The organism is Bradyrhizobium sp. SK17 (genome assembly GCF_002831585.1).
Classification (GTDB): Bacteria; Pseudomonadota; Alphaproteobacteria; order Rhizobiales; family Xanthobacteraceae; genus Bradyrhizobium.
This window is the reverse complement of the sequence record NZ_CP025113.1, coordinates 5871001-5887287: the sequence shown is the minus strand read 5'-3', so window position 1 is coordinate 5887287 and position 16287 is coordinate 5871001. Positions and strand designations below refer to the sequence as shown.

11 protein-coding genes and 1 pseudogene are annotated in these 16287 nt (G+C 64.2%); 2 read left to right on the top strand and 10 right to left on the bottom strand.

Annotated elements, in window-relative coordinates; all coding sequences use genetic code 11:
* Positions 1 to 46: 46 nt before the first annotated feature.
* From CWS35_RS27250 to CWS35_RS27235, 4 genes and pseudogenes are all read right to left on the bottom strand, one after another.
* Entirely contained in the window at positions 47 to 2197 is a 2151-nt protein-coding gene (locus CWS35_RS27250) for a ParB/RepB/Spo0J family partition protein (protein ID WP_100954821.1), read from the bottom strand.
* 21 nt (positions 2198 to 2218) lie between these two features.
* The gene (gene istB, locus CWS35_RS27245) at positions 2219 to 3082 is read right to left on the bottom strand and encodes an IS21-like element helper ATPase IstB (RefSeq protein ID WP_100952425.1); all 864 of its coding nucleotides are present in this window, start codon (positions 3080 to 3082) and stop codon (positions 2219 to 2221) included.
* Between the two features lie 8 nt (positions 3083 to 3090).
* Positions 3091 to 4581, bottom strand: a pseudogene (istA, locus tag CWS35_RS27240) (IS21 family transposase); the annotation flags it as partial.
* A 391-nt stretch (positions 4582 to 4972) separates the two neighbouring features.
* The gene (locus CWS35_RS27235) at positions 4973 to 5926 is read right to left on the bottom strand and encodes an ArdC family protein (RefSeq protein ID WP_100954820.1); all 954 of its coding nucleotides are present in this window, start codon (positions 5924 to 5926) and stop codon (positions 4973 to 4975) included.
* Between the two features lie 368 nt (positions 5927 to 6294).
* Here CWS35_RS27235 and CWS35_RS27230 point away from each other — a divergent pair, with 368 nt between their 5' ends.
* Together CWS35_RS27230 and CWS35_RS27225 are read left to right on the top strand one after the other, a co-directional pair.
* The gene (locus CWS35_RS27230; RefSeq protein ID WP_157817239.1) at positions 6295 to 7857 is read left to right on the top strand and encodes a hypothetical protein; all 1563 of its coding nucleotides are present in this window, start codon (positions 6295 to 6297) and stop codon (positions 7855 to 7857) included.
* A gap of 83 nt (positions 7858 to 7940) precedes the next feature.
* Positions 7941 to 8540 (top strand): hypothetical protein, encoded by a 600-nt coding sequence (locus tag CWS35_RS27225; protein ID WP_245438691.1) that lies wholly within the window; start codon positions 7941 to 7943, stop codon positions 8538 to 8540.
* Here the strand turns inward: CWS35_RS27225 and CWS35_RS27220 are convergent.
* The 6 genes from CWS35_RS27220 to CWS35_RS27195 all read right to left on the bottom strand — a co-directional run bounded on the left by CWS35_RS27220 (position 8537) and on the right by CWS35_RS27195 (position 16246).
* Positions 8537 to 9694 carry a hypothetical protein gene (locus CWS35_RS27220; protein ID WP_100954817.1) on the bottom strand — a complete coding sequence of 386 codons (1158 nt, stop codon included), beginning with the start codon at positions 9692 to 9694 and terminating at the stop codon, positions 8537 to 8539. The genes CWS35_RS27225 and CWS35_RS27220 overlap by 4 nt on opposite strands.
* 36 nt (positions 9695 to 9730) lie before the next feature.
* On the bottom strand, positions 9731 to 10801 hold the full coding sequence (locus CWS35_RS27215; RefSeq protein ID WP_100954816.1) for a hypothetical protein: 1071 nt from the start codon (positions 10799 to 10801) through the stop codon (positions 9731 to 9733).
* 46 nt (positions 10802 to 10847) lie between these two features.
* Positions 10848 to 13472: an AAA family ATPase gene (locus tag CWS35_RS27210; protein WP_100954815.1), complete on the bottom strand. Its 2625-nt coding sequence runs from the start codon at positions 13470 to 13472 to the stop codon at positions 10848 to 10850.
* Positions 13473 to 13549: 77 nt separating this feature from the next.
* The gene (locus CWS35_RS27205) at positions 13550 to 14674 is read right to left on the bottom strand and encodes a hypothetical protein (protein WP_210202733.1); all 1125 of its coding nucleotides are present in this window, start codon (positions 14672 to 14674) and stop codon (positions 13550 to 13552) included.
* Positions 14671 to 15918 (bottom strand): type II toxin-antitoxin system HipA family toxin, encoded by a 1248-nt coding sequence (locus CWS35_RS27200; protein ID WP_100954814.1) that lies wholly within the window; start codon positions 15916 to 15918, stop codon positions 14671 to 14673. Before CWS35_RS27200 ends, CWS35_RS27205 begins: the two co-directional genes overlap by 4 nt.
* Positions 15911 to 16246, bottom strand: a complete 336-nt coding sequence (locus tag CWS35_RS27195) for a helix-turn-helix domain-containing protein (RefSeq protein ID WP_100954813.1) — start codon at positions 16244 to 16246, stop codon at positions 15911 to 15913. The genes CWS35_RS27200 and CWS35_RS27195 overlap by 8 nt, the downstream gene beginning before the upstream one ends.
* Positions 16247 to 16287: the final 41 nt, after the last annotated feature.

The following is a 16287-nucleotide window of genomic DNA, read 5'->3' as shown; positions in this document are numbered from 1 at the left end:
CTTTGGGGGTAATGGCCGGAGCGGCCGAAGCCGCTCCGGCGGCTCGTCATTCGGCCGCGACAAGGTGCAGTTCACCGGCGTCGGTCTCGGCAGTGACCTCCTTCTCGTCGTCGGCGAGGAATGCGGGCAGTGCCGCGCCATCATCGTCGCTGGCATCCTCGCGGTCGGCCTCGATCTCCGGCGTGGGCGCCTCGGCATCGTCGATGAGGCGCAGCGGCTCGGGCAGCCAGCCGGTTTCGGCCAGCAGGCGCTCGGCCTCCTTGGCCATGTCGCCCTTCTTCAGGTGGTCGATAAGCTGCGCCGCCTGCTCGCCGACGCCCTCGCGGACGGCCTGCAGGATGCGGGGCTTGGTCACGCGGTTGAGGTAGTTACCGAAGGTCGGGCGCCAGCCGGCCTCCACCAGGTCGAGGCCCGTCGCCTTCGTCAGGCGGTCGGCCTGGGCGAGCCGCATGTCGAGCGTGTGCTGCGACACGCCGCCGGCGCTGTGCGGGTTCGGCCGCTCATAGAGCGCGTTGACGCCATAGCTGACGCAATGCGCCAGCAGCGCCATCCGGCTGGCGTCGTCCAGGCCCGCGAGCCAGTCCCACAGAGCATCGTCCTCCTTCGGGATGTCCCCGGCCCAGGCGGCGTGGCGATCCTGGACCGCGCGCGCCGAAGGGCTGTCCTTCAGGGCATCGTCCTGCGCCGGGAAGAAGATGTGCTTCACCCCGACTTCCATGGCGCCCGTGTACATGCGGGTCATGAAGGTGTCCGAGACCAGCTTGTGGAGGAGCGCGGTCATGGCGACGTGCGGGTTCTCGGCGACGGCGTTGCGCAGCGCGAGCGTGCGGTAGGCCGTCAGCTCGATAACGAGGCGCTCGGGCAGAGGCTTGATCGTGTCGTCCTCGTCGTCCTCCGCCTCGACGGGCTGGCCGCCGATCGTGATGACGGCGCGCTGCACGACCGGCGCACCGGGCTCGCCCGGCTGACCTTCGGTCTCGCCCCCGTCGGTCTCGATGCCGGGTTCGGGCGCTTCGTCTTCGGCCCGGACATAGCCGCGATCAATAGCGACACTGCCGTCATGGGCGATGCAGACGAACACGCCCGCGCGGCCGATATCGTCGGCGTCGAAGCGGACCGGACGGGTCTCGAAGGCGGAAAGCGCCGTCTCGATCTCGCCGAGCCGCTGGTCGACCTCGTCGGGCAGCTCGTCGGCGCCTTCATACTCGGCTTCGAGCTTCTGGTATTCGGCGTTGAGCGCCTCGATCGTCGCCTGTTCCTCGGAAGTCAGGTCGAGCGGTTCGCCCTGCAGTTCTCGCAGGCCGCGCGTGGCGTCGTAGGGGAAGCCGACGGCGACCTCGATCCACTTCCAGCCCTCGGCAGCGATCGTCTCGGCCGTCGCCTTCAGCTTCTCGGCGACCAGCCTGTCGAGCAGCGCCGCATCCTGCAGCCAGCCGCCATCGTCGGACTGGAACAGGTCGCGCATGACGACGCCGCCCGCCGCCTCATAGGCCTCGACGCCGACGAAGACGGCGCGCTTGTCCGAGGCGCGCACCGTCGTCTCGGTCAGCATGCGCCGGATCTGATACGGCTCCTTCGACCAGGCGTCCTTGATCGCCTCCCAGACCTGCTCCTGGCGAGCGTGGTCGTCGGAGACGGTGAAGGCCATGAGCTGGTCGAGCGTCATGCCGTCCTCAGCATAGACGTCGAGCAAGCTGGGCGACGCGGCGGCGAGGCGCAGGCGCTGCTTGACCACCTGGACCGGCACGAAGAGCGCCGCGGCGATCTCCTCTTCGGTCTTGCCCTTCACCCGCATGTCCTGGAAGGCGCGGAACTGGTCCAGCGGATGGAGCGGCGCGCGGTCGATGTTCTCGACCAGGGACACTTCCTCGGCCAGGACCTCGTCGTCGCGCTTGCGCACCACGCACGGCACGGGCGCGATCTTGGCGAGGCGCTTCTGCTTGACCAGCAGCTCCAGCGCGCGGAAGCGGCGGCCGCCGGCCGGCACTTCGAACATGCCGGTCTCCTGGCCTACGGCGTCGACTACGGGCACGACGCTGAGGCCCTGGATGAGGCCGCGACGCGCGATCGAGGCCGCCAGGTCCTCGATCGAGACGCCGGCCTTCACTCGCCGGACGTTGGACTGGCTGAGCACCAGCTTGTTGAAAGGGATGTCGCGCGAGGACGACAGGACGATCTTCTGAACTGCAGTAGCCATCGGGGATTACTCCGCGACGTGTCAATCGGCCTGCAAATTTGACCCCTCATCGGCGTCCAATTTTGACCCCTTCGTGCGGCGGGCTTTGCTGGTAGCGCTCGTCTCGTCGGAGCTGGCCGGGATAGCGGAGGCGAGACGAGCGCGGGTGGCGTGATCGTCGTCTCGGCTCTTGAACCGCCAACTATCGTTGCCGGTCTCGACAATGTCGCAGTGATGCGTCAATCGGTCGAGCAGCGCCGTGGTCATTTTGGCGTCGCCGAACACGCTCGGCCATTCGCCGAAGGCGAGATTGGTCGTCACGATGACGGAGGCGCGCTCATAGAGCCGGCTGACGAGGTGGAAGAGGAGCTGGCCACCGGACAGGGCGAAGGGCAAATAGCCGAGTTCATCCAGCACGATGAAGTCCATCCGGGTCAGATGCTCGGCGAGCCGTCCTTGCCGTCCGTTGCGGGTCTCGGTCTCGAGGCGATTGACGAGGTCGACTACGTTGAAGAAGCGGCCGCGGGCACCGGATCGGATGCAGCTTCTGGCGATAGCAATGGCCAGGTGGGTCTTCCCTGTGCCGGTGCCGCCAACCAGCACGACGTTGCGTTGTTGGGCGATGAAGCCGCCGCCAGCGAGATCATTGACGAGAGTCTGATTGATCGGCGTGCCGTCGAACTGGAAGTCGGCGATGTCCTTGGCAAGCGGCAGCTTGGCGATGGTGAGCTGGTACTTGATCGAGCGGGCCTGCTTCTCGTTGATCTCGGCGTTGAGCAGGTCGCCGACAATGCGCTGAGGTTCGTGCTGGCGCTTGACGGCAGTTGCCATGATCTCGTCGAAGGCAGCCTTCATGCCGTAGAGCTTGAGTTCGCCCATGAGGTCGAAGATTTGGGTTCGTTCCATCAGATGGTCCTCCGGAGGTTGTCGTAGCGGGCACAATCGGCAATCGGCGCATGACGGAGCGTCAGTGCGGCCGGCGTCATGATGTTGGCCGGTGGGGCGGGTTCACGTTGACGGGCCAGGATATTGAGCACGACATCGGCGGAATGGACGCCATGACCGAGCGCTTCGGCACAGGCCGCTTCCACCGCGGGCAGACCGTCAGTCAGCACCGCGTTGAGGATGTCGACCATCTGCCGATTGCCATCTTCGGTACTGGCAAGCTTGCGCCGGATCCGCTCGATCGCGGCCGGCAGCACCCAGTCTTTGAAGGGAGCACCGTTGCGCAAGGCGCCGGGTTTGCGGGCGAGCACCGGCACATAATGCCACGGGTCGTAGACGGTATCGCCGCGGCCAAAGGATCGCGGGTGCTCGGCAACGATGCGTCCATCCTGACGGATCACGATGCGATCGGCATAGGCTTGAACTTCGACCGGCCGTCCGACTGCGCTGGCTGCGACCGAGTACTTGTTGTTGTCGAAGCGCACCAGGCAGGTCTTCGAGACCGATGCCGTCACCGCATGGAAGCCGTCGAAGCGGCCGGCATAGGGAACGAGTTTGGGGCGTTCGGCTTCGAACGCCTCCCAGATCGTCTGATCGACCAGCTCCGGATGGCGATGAGCCTTGGCATAGGCGATGCATTTGTCGAGCAGCCAGGCGTTTAACTCGTCGAGGTTTTTGAACCGCAGCCGCGGCGTGAAGAAGCGCTCCCGAACCAGCCCGACCTGGTTCTCGACCTGCCCCTTCTCCCAGCCCGACGCCGGCGTGCAGGCGACTGGATCGACCAGATAGTGGCTGCACATCTGCAGGAAGCGGCGATTGTAGAGACGCCCTTTACCGACGAAGATCGTCTCTACGGCGGTCTTCATGTTGTCGTAGATGCCGCGGGTGCAGGTGCCTTTGAACAGGGCGAACGCCCGGTCGTGGGCGTCGAACACCATCTCCTGCGTCTCCCGCGGATAGGCCCGCACGAACAGCATGCGGCTGTGACAGAGCCGGACATGGGCGGCCTTCACCATCACCGTGGTCCCGCTCAGCAAGACCACCTCGTGGCTCCAGTCGAACTGGTAGGCTTCGCCTGGGGCAAAGCTCAGCGGGACATAAGCCGCCGCGGTCGATTGCCCGCGTTCTTTGCTCCACCGCCTGGCGTAACGCCGCACGGCATCGTAACCGCCGTCGTAGCCGCGGCCGCGCAGCTCTTCGAAGATCCGGATCAACGTCAGCTGTTCACGAGCCGATTTGGCCGCGTTCGCCGCCAGCAATCCGTCAAGCTCTACTGCCCATCGTCCCAGCTTTGGCCGCGGCTGCACCGACCGCTCGTACTCGAACGAGGTCTCTCCCGACCTCAGCACCTTCCGGACCGTGTTCCGCGACACCTTCAGGTCACGGGCGATCTCCTTGATCGTCTTGCCTTTGATGAAGTGCTCGCGCCGTATGCGCGCAATCGTCTCCACAACCAGCATCCCCAACCACCTGCTTTAGCCCAAAGCAGGTGGCGCAATAGCCCAGTGGTGGGGGTCAATTTTGGACGCCGAACCCCCGGCTTAGGGGGGCAATATTGCAGGCCGAATGACACCTCCGGCACGGCCTTCCGCGCGCTCAGGGACTTGAGAAGTGCCAGGATCGGCTCTTGGTTATTCAGGTATGCTGCACGACCATCGTCATGATGGGCATGATGAGAGCGGAGGTCGATCTTCGATAATAGCTCGGCCTCCTCTTTCGTAAGTTTGATGTGGTACTTCTCCATTGGCGCACCGTCTCAGCTTCGATTCCTAATTACCCCAGGAATCACCGGAAGTTGCGCGCAAAAATAGCCGCGCCCGAGGCAACACACCGATATCCACCGAAGCTTCATCACGCCGCCTCGCGTTCATCGTCCAACTCCGGCGTTCGCAACCCGAAATCGGGGGCGAAGCCGAGCAGCCAGTCGGCGGCCTTGCTCGCCTGGCTGGCTGCGCGGACGATGGCGCGGTTGTCTTCGCGCATCACATCCAGCCACGAGCCGATATAGTCCGCGTGCCGCACAGTTGGCACGATGCCGAGCGAGGCGCAGCAGAACGCGGCATTTATCTCGGCCACCAGCTCCTCGAACGCGTATTTCTTGGAACCGAAGCTGCCGGCCATATCCCGGCCGAGACGCGACGGATGGCCGGTGGCGTGGCCGAGCTCATGCAGCGCGGTCCGGTGCCAGTTGATCGGCTCGAAATAGGCCTGGGGCGGCGGGACCTGCACATAGTCGAGCGCCGGCAGGTAGAAGGCGCGGTTGCCGCCGATGCGGAAGTCGATGCCCGTGGCGCGGATCAGAGCCTCGACCTGCGGCTCGATCAGGCCCGGCGCCGGCGGGGGCGCGACGATGGCGACGTCCTCCGGCAGGCTCTCGCACTGCGCGGCGTTGAACACCGTGAAGCGCTTCAGGAACGGGATCGTCTGGGCTTCCTCGCCGGTCTCGCGGGCGCGCCGCTTCTCGTCGTCGGGCACGAAGCGGTCGGCATAGACGACGGTCGTGCCGCGCTCGCCCTTGCGGACATTGCCGCCGAGCGCGAGCGCCTGGCGGAAGGTGAGCCAGCTCTGGCCGGGAAAGCCGTGTTCGACCACCGCGCCCCAAAGGATCAGAACATTAATCCCGGAATAACGCCGGCCGGTGGCGGCGTTCCTCGGCATCGCGAGCGGCGCCTTCGCCGCCGTTCCCCATGGCTGGACCCAGGGCACGCGGCCGGTCTCCAGCTCGGCGATGATCTTGTCGGTGATTTCGTCATAGAGGCTCGCCCGGTCCTGGCCGGCGCGAGCAGTTGCGATCTTTCTGGACATCGCGCATCTCCGCGACGGGCGCCGGAAGCCTCTCTCCCAGCCCTCAACCCGTCACGGGCAAAGCCGGTCCGCACTCTCACTCTAGGGGGCGTTGCGGGGTCTCCCCGCCGAAGGGGTCGGCCGAGACGAAGGCTCGGACGTAGGGGAAAGCATTCCCCTCCCATGAAATCGGTCCGCGGCAGTCTCGAATTTCAGCCTGGCCCAACGTACCTTACAGCGTATGTGCAACGACTATCATCTACATGTCAGGCGGGAGGAATACTGCGAGGTGCTGCAGGCCCTGAAGCTTGGTGTGCCGACACAGCGGGACGAATTTTCGCGCTTCGTCGCTGAAGGAACACTGGTCGAAACCATCAGACCGGGCTGCAATGGTTAACGGCGGTGCTGGCGGCGCCACGCGCACGATATCGGGAGATGAGGCGAAGGCCCTTATTGAGAGCCAGTTGGCCGCGCATGGCAACGGCGTGCTCTCCGTCCTCGCGCAGTATCGGCGCGAGGACGCGGTGGCTGCGTGGCATGAGACGATCCGGGCGGTTGAGGAGTTCATCAACCTGGTGAAATTCGGGATTGCGGATGATCAGCTCCGGACCTGGTTGTGCGCGATACGATTGGACGGTCCGTTCGTTTCGAACCCGGGTCCGACATGGCTGGCCGTGCGCCGGGCGCTCGCGCCCCATCTCGAGCCGTCGGTGATTGCTCGGTTCACGCGGACCATGCTGTACGCGGGCGCGATGGGTGTGGCCTTCGCCATGCATGGCCAAGACGCCCGCAGCGCTCAGATCACGCTCGACACGATCGGCGGCGCCGTCGACTATTTTCAGTCGCGGCGACGGCACTTCGTCTCGCTGCTCTACACCATGCCCTATGCATGCTCCGGTTCGGCGGTTCTTGAGCGACACGACGCGCTCGCGGTGTTGTTGCCGCAGGTCGAGCATAGCTGCGTCGCGATCACCGGCTTTCACCAGAAACTCGCGCTTCTCGATGCGCTGCCGGATTTCCATCTGGAGATTGACAGCATCGGCGCGATGGCGAGCCACGGCTTCGAGACCTTGGACGACTATTTTCTCGAACCGGAGCGCGCGTCGATCCATGTGATGGCTGAGCTGCGCGGTGATCAGTTCACGATGCCTGCCATGGAGGCGCTGGATCGAAGGAAGATTTTTTCAGCGGCCGAGCTGCGGAACGGAGTGAGGCTGATCGGCGCGACCTACGAGGCATTCGGCCTCGAGGACTCCGACTTTTCCGTCATGGGCTTGCTGGTGATCGCCTTCGCGCGCCATTGCCGCGACGACTATTACGTCGAGATCGAAAAGGAGAAGTTTCGGTCGATGCTGCGTGCGCAGTCCGAGCTGGACCCCGCGGAGCTTGAGACGCTCCTCGTCAACAAGCCCTCGGACTACGCGACGAACACCAATGCTTATCAGCCGTTCCTGGATTTGGGGGATCGGATCGTCTCGAACGTCAACCTTCTGTCGCGGTTTCTCTACGCGTTCAAGAATGTCCACCTCGGAAGCCGCCGGCGCTTTCAGATCCACGCGGGCTTCATCTTCGAAGACATGGTGAAACGCGATCTTGTGCGCATGGAATTCACCGTCACAGACATCAAACGGATCAATCGAAAGGAGTTCGACGTCGTCGCCACGCGCGGCGGTGTCATCTTCAATATCCAGTGCAAGAATAATTGGATTGATCTCTCGAAGATCGAGGCTGAGCGCGCGCTGTTCGTCCGATATAACCGGTCCCTGACGAACTATTATGCGCGCGCGCTGAAGAAGGAGCGGGGTCGCGAGCATCTGCTCAAGCAGGAGCTGGGGATGGACAAGGTGGTGCATTACGTGGTGAGCCGATTTCCGGTGATCGGCTCCGACCCGGCGGTGATCAACTACAATCAGATCGATCGGCTTCGTTTCGCCGCCAAGGCGGGCGTGTGACCAATCCTGCGAATATTCGCGATCTGCTCTTGCGGTTCACGGGCCCCGACCTGACACAGACGCTTGCACGGATCGAGAGCGCGGTGCGCGGCGTGGCGGCGAAGGATTGCGCAAGCTTTCTTGAGGGCGCTGGCGTGGGTCGGGAAGCGTTGGCAGCGGCGGCCGAAATGAAGCGCCTGGCCGGGCAGATCAATGTGACGATCCACGCGCTCGGCATCTTGCTCTGCCTTCCGCACATCCTCGAACCAGGGGAGCGAGTCGAATATGTCTCGCTCGGCGCCGGGAATACCGGGCGCGAGTTCGACCTGGAGACCAACCTTCGGGTCGCCGAGTTCAAATTCATTCGATGGCGGGGCGGCGCGGAATCGATCCGCCAGAATTCCGTGTTCAAGGATTATCTGCTGCTCGCGGAGCATCCGACGGCGAAGCGAAAATATCTCTACCTGCTCGGCACCGAACACGCGCTCAAATTCCTGCGGGGCGGTCGCGCCCTATCGAGCGTGCTGAGCCGGAATGACAAGTTGCAGAAGATATTCGCGGACCGGTTCGGCGAGGCGTTTCGGACGGTCGGGGACTATTACGCCGTCCATGCCGGCGCGGTCCAGATCGAGGACGTGTCGCCGTGGCTCTCGGAGCTGGCGGAAGAGTTGATCGCGGAGCCGGACGCTGACTCCGACAACTAGGGGGCAGGGCGAGTGACCCGAGCGCGGCGCGCGCCGCGGCCCGCTGGCGGGCGCGTCGCGGTCAGGAGCGCTTCCTCCGTGGATTTCTGCGGCGCCATGAAGTCCATGCGATCGGCGATATAGGCGCCGAACGCGCGCGCGTCTTTGGCCGATGGCATGGTGACAGCGTATGTGAGGGGAAGAAATGCTGTCAGCGCGACGCGGTAGAGCGGCGCAGCATATTCGAAGATCGTCCGCTGCGGCGTGGGGAGGAAGAGATTGCCGTGCTCGACGGGATTCCCGTGGAGAAAGTCGTTTCTGCATTCGTAGAGCACTTGGTAGAGCCAAGACGCCAACGTGCGCTTCACCTTGGTCTTGCCCCCCGTGTCGTGCGCGAGCTGGCCGCTTGACGGGATTGCCCATTGCGTCCGCTCGATCATCTCGAACACCTTGTCCCGGTTGGCCTGACCGTTTCCGCCGGGATGCACGAGAATCTCGAAAGCGCTGACCCAGAGCGAGACGACCCGCCCGACGTCGTAGAAGGTCGTGTCCGTCCCGGCCGGCAGGAGCGAAGCGTGATACGCCATGTTGAGCGAGCGCATTAGCGCAACGTCCTCCCAGGCGGGCTCTGCAGCTTCATAGCGTCGACGCCAGCGCGACATGAGCGCGGAAAGGAGCGGCTGGTCGATGTCGCTTTCCCCGAGCGACGTGCGGAACAGGGCCGGCGTCGATTGGCCCTTGAAGCGAGAGAGCTCATGCGTGCCGAGAATTGCCGGCGTGCTGCCGATCACATCCTCGTAGTGTCGGTCGAGCATCCAGGGGTAGATCGCGAAGGCCTCGCCGAAGAGCACGCGATGCCCGCGCGGATATCGGAGCTCCAGCGCCCGGCCGTGCGTGACCGCGGAGAGCGCGATGAGGTCGCGGAAGCTCGCCAGCGCCGTGACGTCGCGAAAGATCGGTGGCGCGGCCGTGTCCAGGATCAGGACCGAGGGTTCGAATTTCTGTCCGAAGTTATCGGCGAAACGGTTGAGGAAGCGCCTGAGCGTCGGGTGCGTCCGCTTGAGGGCCGCAACGCGGCGGTCGTGCGCGGGAGCGAGCGCGGCGATCTCGCAGCCGATCGCAGCTTCCAGCGGAATATTCGGCAGGACGAATACCGGCGTCCAATCAGCAGCCATGGTTATTCCTGTTTAGATCGCTAGCGCTCCACTTCTTCATTCGTAAGGAAGTTCGCCGAACAAGCCGATCATGAGGTCGCCGTCGTAGAGCGAGAACGGAATCTCTACATAATGATCACGGTGACGTGGCAAGGCACGTCCGTCATTTGGGCCGTTCTTAGTGTGTCCGCGAACGTGCTCACCGTCCTCCTTGACATACGGCAGCACAACGAGGCGGCCGTGATTGGTAGAGAGGATCGTCCCTTCCTTCCAGATCGTCGCGCCTTCGGACTCGCGCGTCGATGATGTCTCCTTGACCTGCCAGCCGACACCACCATCCGGCTCGTACCAGAATACAATGCCGTTTGAGACCAGCACACGTTCGCCCCGTGCAAGAGCTTCGGCGAGCATCCGCTGAACGCTCGCGAGCTGAAGCAATTGATTGGCGCGGGGCAAAAGGATCTGTCGGATTTTCGCCTTTGCCTTTCCCCAATGAGTGCTGGCGCTCAGACCGTATCCATTGGCGATCTTCGCGCGTTCGGCGGTCAGTGCGGCCTTCTCGCCGGCCTGATAGGGTTTCGACCAAACGCCATCCGGGCCCAGATATAGAAGGGCGTGGGTCCATCGGTTGTTCGAGCGACCCACTTTGGCCACCCTCAGATAGGGCATTTCGGCCAGTTGTTCGGCGAGGTCCTGACGATAGCGCTCGGAGTCCGGCGCGAGCTTCAGGGCGGCGGCGTCCGGCGGCTCGTCATCGGTGTGACGGCGCAAGGCTTCCACTAGCATCAGCGCTTCTTCGTCTTGCAGACGCTGTTTCGCCTGCAGGGCCTTGTCGATCTTGAGTTCGAGCGATCGCTTGACGACGGGGTCCATAGGACGCGCGGAGAGTGCCTGCCGCAAGGTTGGATTGAGTGCATTGGCGGCCGCGATGGCAGCTTCGCGATCGGAATAATGGTCGGCAAAGACCGTGTCGTTATCCCCCGGCACCATGCGCTCGCGCCAGATCGGCGCGAGTTCGCCCTTGTCGATGAGCTCCTGCATGAACCAGCGCTCGAACAGGGGACGGTAGTGGGGCCAGACGGCCAGGACGATGTCAGACGCCCGTTTCAGCTCGGACCATTTCACCATAAAGGGGCGCCTCCGACGCGAGGCCGCGTGGCCTGAAGCTTCATCATCATGCGGCCTTCTCCTGCCGCGACCGGATATCGGCGATCCACTTTTCTAGCGCGTCAATTTCGGTTTCGATTGCCGATGGCGCGGGCAGCCGCGGATTGATCTCACCAGGCTGACTGTGAAGGAGCGCCGAGCAACGCCCGAACGCTTCACGCATAGCGGTGCAATCGACATCGGTGAGGACTGTGAGCTTGATGAGGCCCGTTGTGTCCACCTTACGGGACAGGCGGCGGATCACCGGCCCGACCACTTCCTCGACGGCGCGCTCCCAGGTCGTGCGGAGTTGGTCCTGGAAGGACGTTACCTCGCGCAGCCATTTTGCCTGATCGCCGCGTTCATGATGGATTTTCACGTTGGCGAGGTGGGCCTTCATCCCGTCGATCACCTTGTCGAGCGGCATGACGTTGGCGGGCGGTTCTTGATGGCAATAGCCGGTATTTTCCGGGCCACGGCTGATCAGGCGGTACGCGACCGGCGTCGCTTCCCGGTCCTTCGTCGCCCGGCACGCTTCATCGAGAAGAAGCAAGAACGCCATATCGTGGGTGAAAACGATCACTTGGCGTGTCTGGCCGGCCTCGGCCAATCGAGCGGCGACCCTGTCGCGATGCAAATGGTCGAGCGAGGAGACAGGATCGTCGAACACGATCGCTGACTGCGCATCGATGGTCGACAGCTCGGCGAGAAAGGCGGCCAGCGCGACGCAACGATGCTCGCCTTCGCTGAGGACCTTGCCGACCGGCTCGTTCGGTTTGTTGATCAGCCGGACCTGGAAGAAGGGGACGCCAGCGGTGGTCTTGGCCTGCTGAAGCTCGATGGCGAGACCCGCGACGCCGAGCTTGTCCACCTCGATCGCGAACCTTCCGCGCAGGCGGTTGGTGACGAGCGCTTGGGCGATACGCGCGCTCTGGGTCGTGATCTTGTTCGTGGCTGTGTCCTTGTTGGCTTTCTCGATCGCCTCGACGGCCTTGAGGCGCTCGATCTGTGCAAGCACATCGGCCTTCACCAGGCCGACCCATTTGCGGTCCGCAAGGCCGTCGCGCTCGGCGATGAGCGCGGCGCGCTGCGGTGAGCTGGCCTCCGACTGCAAGCCTTCGATACGCGTAGCAATACCGCTGAGGGCCATGCGTAGTGGATCGAGCGAGATGGTGGCTGGGGGCGGAAGATCGGGCAGAGTCGCGAGGCTATGGGTTCGCAGAATGGCGCGCAGCCGCCAGGCCAGGTGCAGGATCCCGCGGCGAAGGGTGCCTGCGACCTCCTCCTGGCCGATATCATCGCGGATCGTTGCGACGATCGCGGCGAGATCCTTCATCGAGATGGCTTGCGATGAGACTTCTTCGAGCTTCTTGTCATACGCGTCCGCCGCTTCCTGTTCACGGCGCTTGCTCTCGTCCTGTACGAAAGCCTCGAAGCTGCTGAGCCGCTTCGAGGCTTCCTCGCTGAGCGGCTGCTGGCAGAGGACGCAATGGGCTCCAATCTCGGTCACGGGGAACGGCCGGTCGGGATAGGCGGATGCGCGGGAATAATCCCTGGCTGCCTCCCACAAGGCCTTCCAGACGTCCGAGCCGATGTCGGGCAGCGGCTCATCGGCGAACAGGTTAGCGGAGGCGGCGGCAGCGGCGGAGCGCGCCGTTGCAAGGTGCGTATGGGCGTCGCGGAGCGCTGCCCGGGTTTCGTCCGTGGCGGCGGCCACCAGCCGCTCAAGCTGCTCGATCGCCGACTTGACGCGGGCTTCCTGGCTCTGGAGCTGCCGAACCGTGCGCGCAGGATCGCTGGCCAGGTCGGTAGTGAGCGTTTGAAGCCGAGTTTCTTCTTCCGCTGTCACGCCCGCGAGCTTCTCGACGGCTTCCTGCTTCGTCTTGCCCGACAGACCGGCGATCAGCTTGCCGACGGGCGTGTCCGGCTTGCATTCGGGCTTCGACAGGATCGCGGGTGTGTGCTCTTGGAGAGCCTTTATCTCGGAAGCCAGTTTGGCCTTCACATCCTGGCATGCCTGCGCGAGACCGGCGAGGATTCGGAGCGGCAGCGGCGTGTAGGCGAGATCGTTGGTGTTCTCGACATGGACATTGGCAGTGCGCGAGTCGAAGACACTGACGGCCGAGAGCATTGGATCAGGGGCGTTCCCCTGGGTCCAGGATGCGCTTCGCTTCTGTCCGCCGATGAAGAAGTCGACGCTGGCGGCTGGGGTGCCGGAGCCGGCCGCATAGATGTTTGGAAGGATCGCGTCGCCCTTCGGCGAGCGCGCCCGGCAGAGTTGCTTCAGGACGCGGGCATAGCCGGATTTGCCGGCGCCGTTGTCGCCGTAGATGACGGTCAGGCCCGTCTTGCCGAACGAGAGGCGTTCGCCCGGTGCCAGCGCGTTGACATGCGACAGGCTGTGGAGGGCACCGAGGCTGACGACGGCATGGCTGGCCGCTGGGTCCCTGATGTGGCTCGCGTCGAGCGGGACGGCTGTCGCGTCACCCTTGCAAATCGCGACGAGGGCCGTGATGTCGGCTGCCTCCAACTTGGTCTGGCCGCACAGCCGGCGCAGCGTATCGCGTTGCCAGGCCGGCAGGTCCACTGACCATTTGAGGATGTCGGCGAGCGCCGCCGCCTCATTCGAGAGATCGTTCTCTTGCGCTTCCATTATTGCCCCCTGATCGTGCCGTGTCTGGTGTGGTCGGCTGTTTCCCCATGATGCTTATGTTCTCGGTGCTCGGCGGTTCAGGCGCCGCCAGTGATGCGTCGCTCCTGACCGAGTGGGACAATCCAGCCGCCGGCGCGGTCAGGCCGAGCAAATTCATCCGGATGAATGGTCTGGGCCAGGCGAGTACGCACAGCTTGCGGCTCCGCGTCGATAGCGGCGCGGATGAGGTCGCGCTCGATCCCAACGAAGACAGGTCGGAGGTTGAGGCGGGCGAGCGCCTCCTGGTCGGCGGGCGCGGCGTCGGCATCGGTGACCGGCCCCGCACGCGTGACGATCCCGCCGATCAGCCCGCCCATAGCAGTCGCTTTCTCTACCTCTCTTACCGGAGCCGCATCCAGCAGCGCCCGGGCGCGCCCGAGGTCGTCTTGGAGCCTGCGCGCGAATGCCTGGTGGGTGATGCGGTAGAGCGCGCCAGCCAGCTCGGTGTGGCCGAGTGGCTTGATCAGGTTGGCGATGTGCAGGCGCAGAAGCCCGATGAAGAGTGCATCCTTCTCCTGGGGATCAATGGGCTCGCCTTCATCGATCGGATCGCGAACCGAGAGGTGGGCCTCGGTTGGGCCCGCCGCAGCCATGCCCCAGCGCGTTGCGATCGCAATGCGTTTCACCGTGACCTTGCGGCCTTGTGCGGTGATGTTGATCCGTCCGGCTTGCGTCCAGGCGCGGTCCAGCGCTTTTGCCGGGCCTCCGACATCATGGCAGCCTTTCGCTTCGGCCACCGTCAGAGAGGACAGGTCGGCGGCGCAGGCGATCCAATCGGGCAGATCGCCACGCGACAGGCGCGTGACCTTGACCCGCCGGCGACGATCGAGATCGATCGTTCGGCTGCCGAGATGGGCGAAGATCGAGAGATTGAAATAGCGCTCAAGATAGGCGCGAGCGACGAAGCGTCCGAACAGGCCTGACAGGGCGACTTTGACTTCACGCGCCTGTCCAAGCGGCTCCTTGAAGATGAACGGCGTTCCCGCGCCGGTCGGTGCAAGCAATGCGTCCAGGATCGACCACGCACCGTAGGCCGCGCCCGGCGTCTGCAGCACTTCCCGAATGCCGGCATCCTCGATGTCTGAGACATCCAGGTCGACGGTGGTGCCGGTGATAGGGCTCGCTGTCGCTGGCTCGAAGCTGTGAAGAAATGTCCTCGTCATAGCGCCAGCGCCCGTTTGAGATCGTCATGCTCGAAGGCGCTGGCCATGCGGTTGATCTCGGCCGGGCGTGCGCCGACCGCCTTGGCTGTATCGCGCCAGGTCGCGGTCACGGTCCCGACTTCTCTGATAATCGCGCGGGCTTGCGGCAGCGTGAGCGCAAAAAACTCCGACGCCGCCTCCAGCAAATCGAGCGAACAGGTGCCCTCGTCGAGATCGATGTTCGTCGTCAGCACCCGCGCCTTGAGATCGGTCGGAACGGGATTGATGTCGTATGCCGGCGAGAGAGACCAGCCCGCTTTTCCCAGCCACAGGAAACCGTGATTGCGGAGGTGGTCGTCGACATTGGAAATCAGCACATTGAAGACGACACGCCGATAGAGGGCATGGGCGTCCGTCTTCCCCTGAGCGCCGTGTTGAGCAAGGGCATCGACGATCTCCGGATAGCTGCCGCGCTCGCCGTCTTTGGCGCCCATCATCGCCATCGCCGACAGGAACGGGATGCGGATCGCCCCGTCGCGATCGAAGCGTCGCGACAACATGACCGCCTTGCCGGCGACGTCGATCAGCTCGTGCTGAGGCGTGGCGATACCTGCCTGGCCGGCCAGCCTCAGCGCGATCTCTTCCCAGGTCTCCATGCTGTAGTCGTCGGTCTCCTTCGGGAATTTCGCGATGGAGAGGTGACCATGTTGGTCGATGACCGACGCCTTCGGGCGGGCACCCCCAAGGGAGGAGCCTGGGGCAAAGATGAGCTGCAGGTCTTCATCCGTTTCCTCGTCCCGGAGAATCCGTTCGGTGATCTGGAGCAATCGGCCAAGCTCGATCAGGGCAGGAACGCCCGCACGGATCGGCGCTTGAAAAATCTCTTCGCCGACCCAGCGGAATCGGAGCGCGCCAAGCCGGGTCTCGTCGGCGACGCCAAGGAGGTAGTCGCTTTCTACAAGCGTGCGAACCGCGCGGCCTTCCCGATCGGCGAGACGGCGTTCGGCGCGCTGCATGAGGCGCCGGCCCCAGGTATCCGGCGCTGAGTCACCGATGGAGCCGAAAGTCGCAAGACCGGCAGGAGGGGCGAAGGCGCCACGGGTCAGAGCAAGGGCTGGCTCCAGGGAGAAGCGGTCCGGGTCGTCAAGCCATGCGCCGTCATACTCGAAGAGGATGGTCTCGGTGCCCCGGACGCGATTGCTCCTCGCCAGTCCGACCGGGCGTGTGCGGCCGTCCAAATCGACATGGACCTCGAAGTCAGTCATCGCGGGACGATCCGGTTGGCCGCTTGAGGTGGACATGCTTAGGCAGATCGGCGCTGGCAAGCGCTTGGCCGACGCTGTCGTTGCTGATGTCGGCGACCTGGCTCAGGCCGTCGAGCAGGCCAAGCGCCTGCAGGACGCCGGCATATATGCCGACGCTGACGTTGGTGTCCCCAGCTTCGACCCTTTGCAATGTCGAGCGAGACGTGAAGGCGCGCTCGGCTACGACCGCCATCGGCAGCCGTCGGCGTCGACGGGCATCATGGATGTCCGCTCCAAGCTTGCGCAGTGCGCGCCGCACCGCAGCAGGAGGGTTGTGTGGAGTGGGCATTTTGGCACCTTCGCACTACAGATTGGCCAGATATGTAGCAC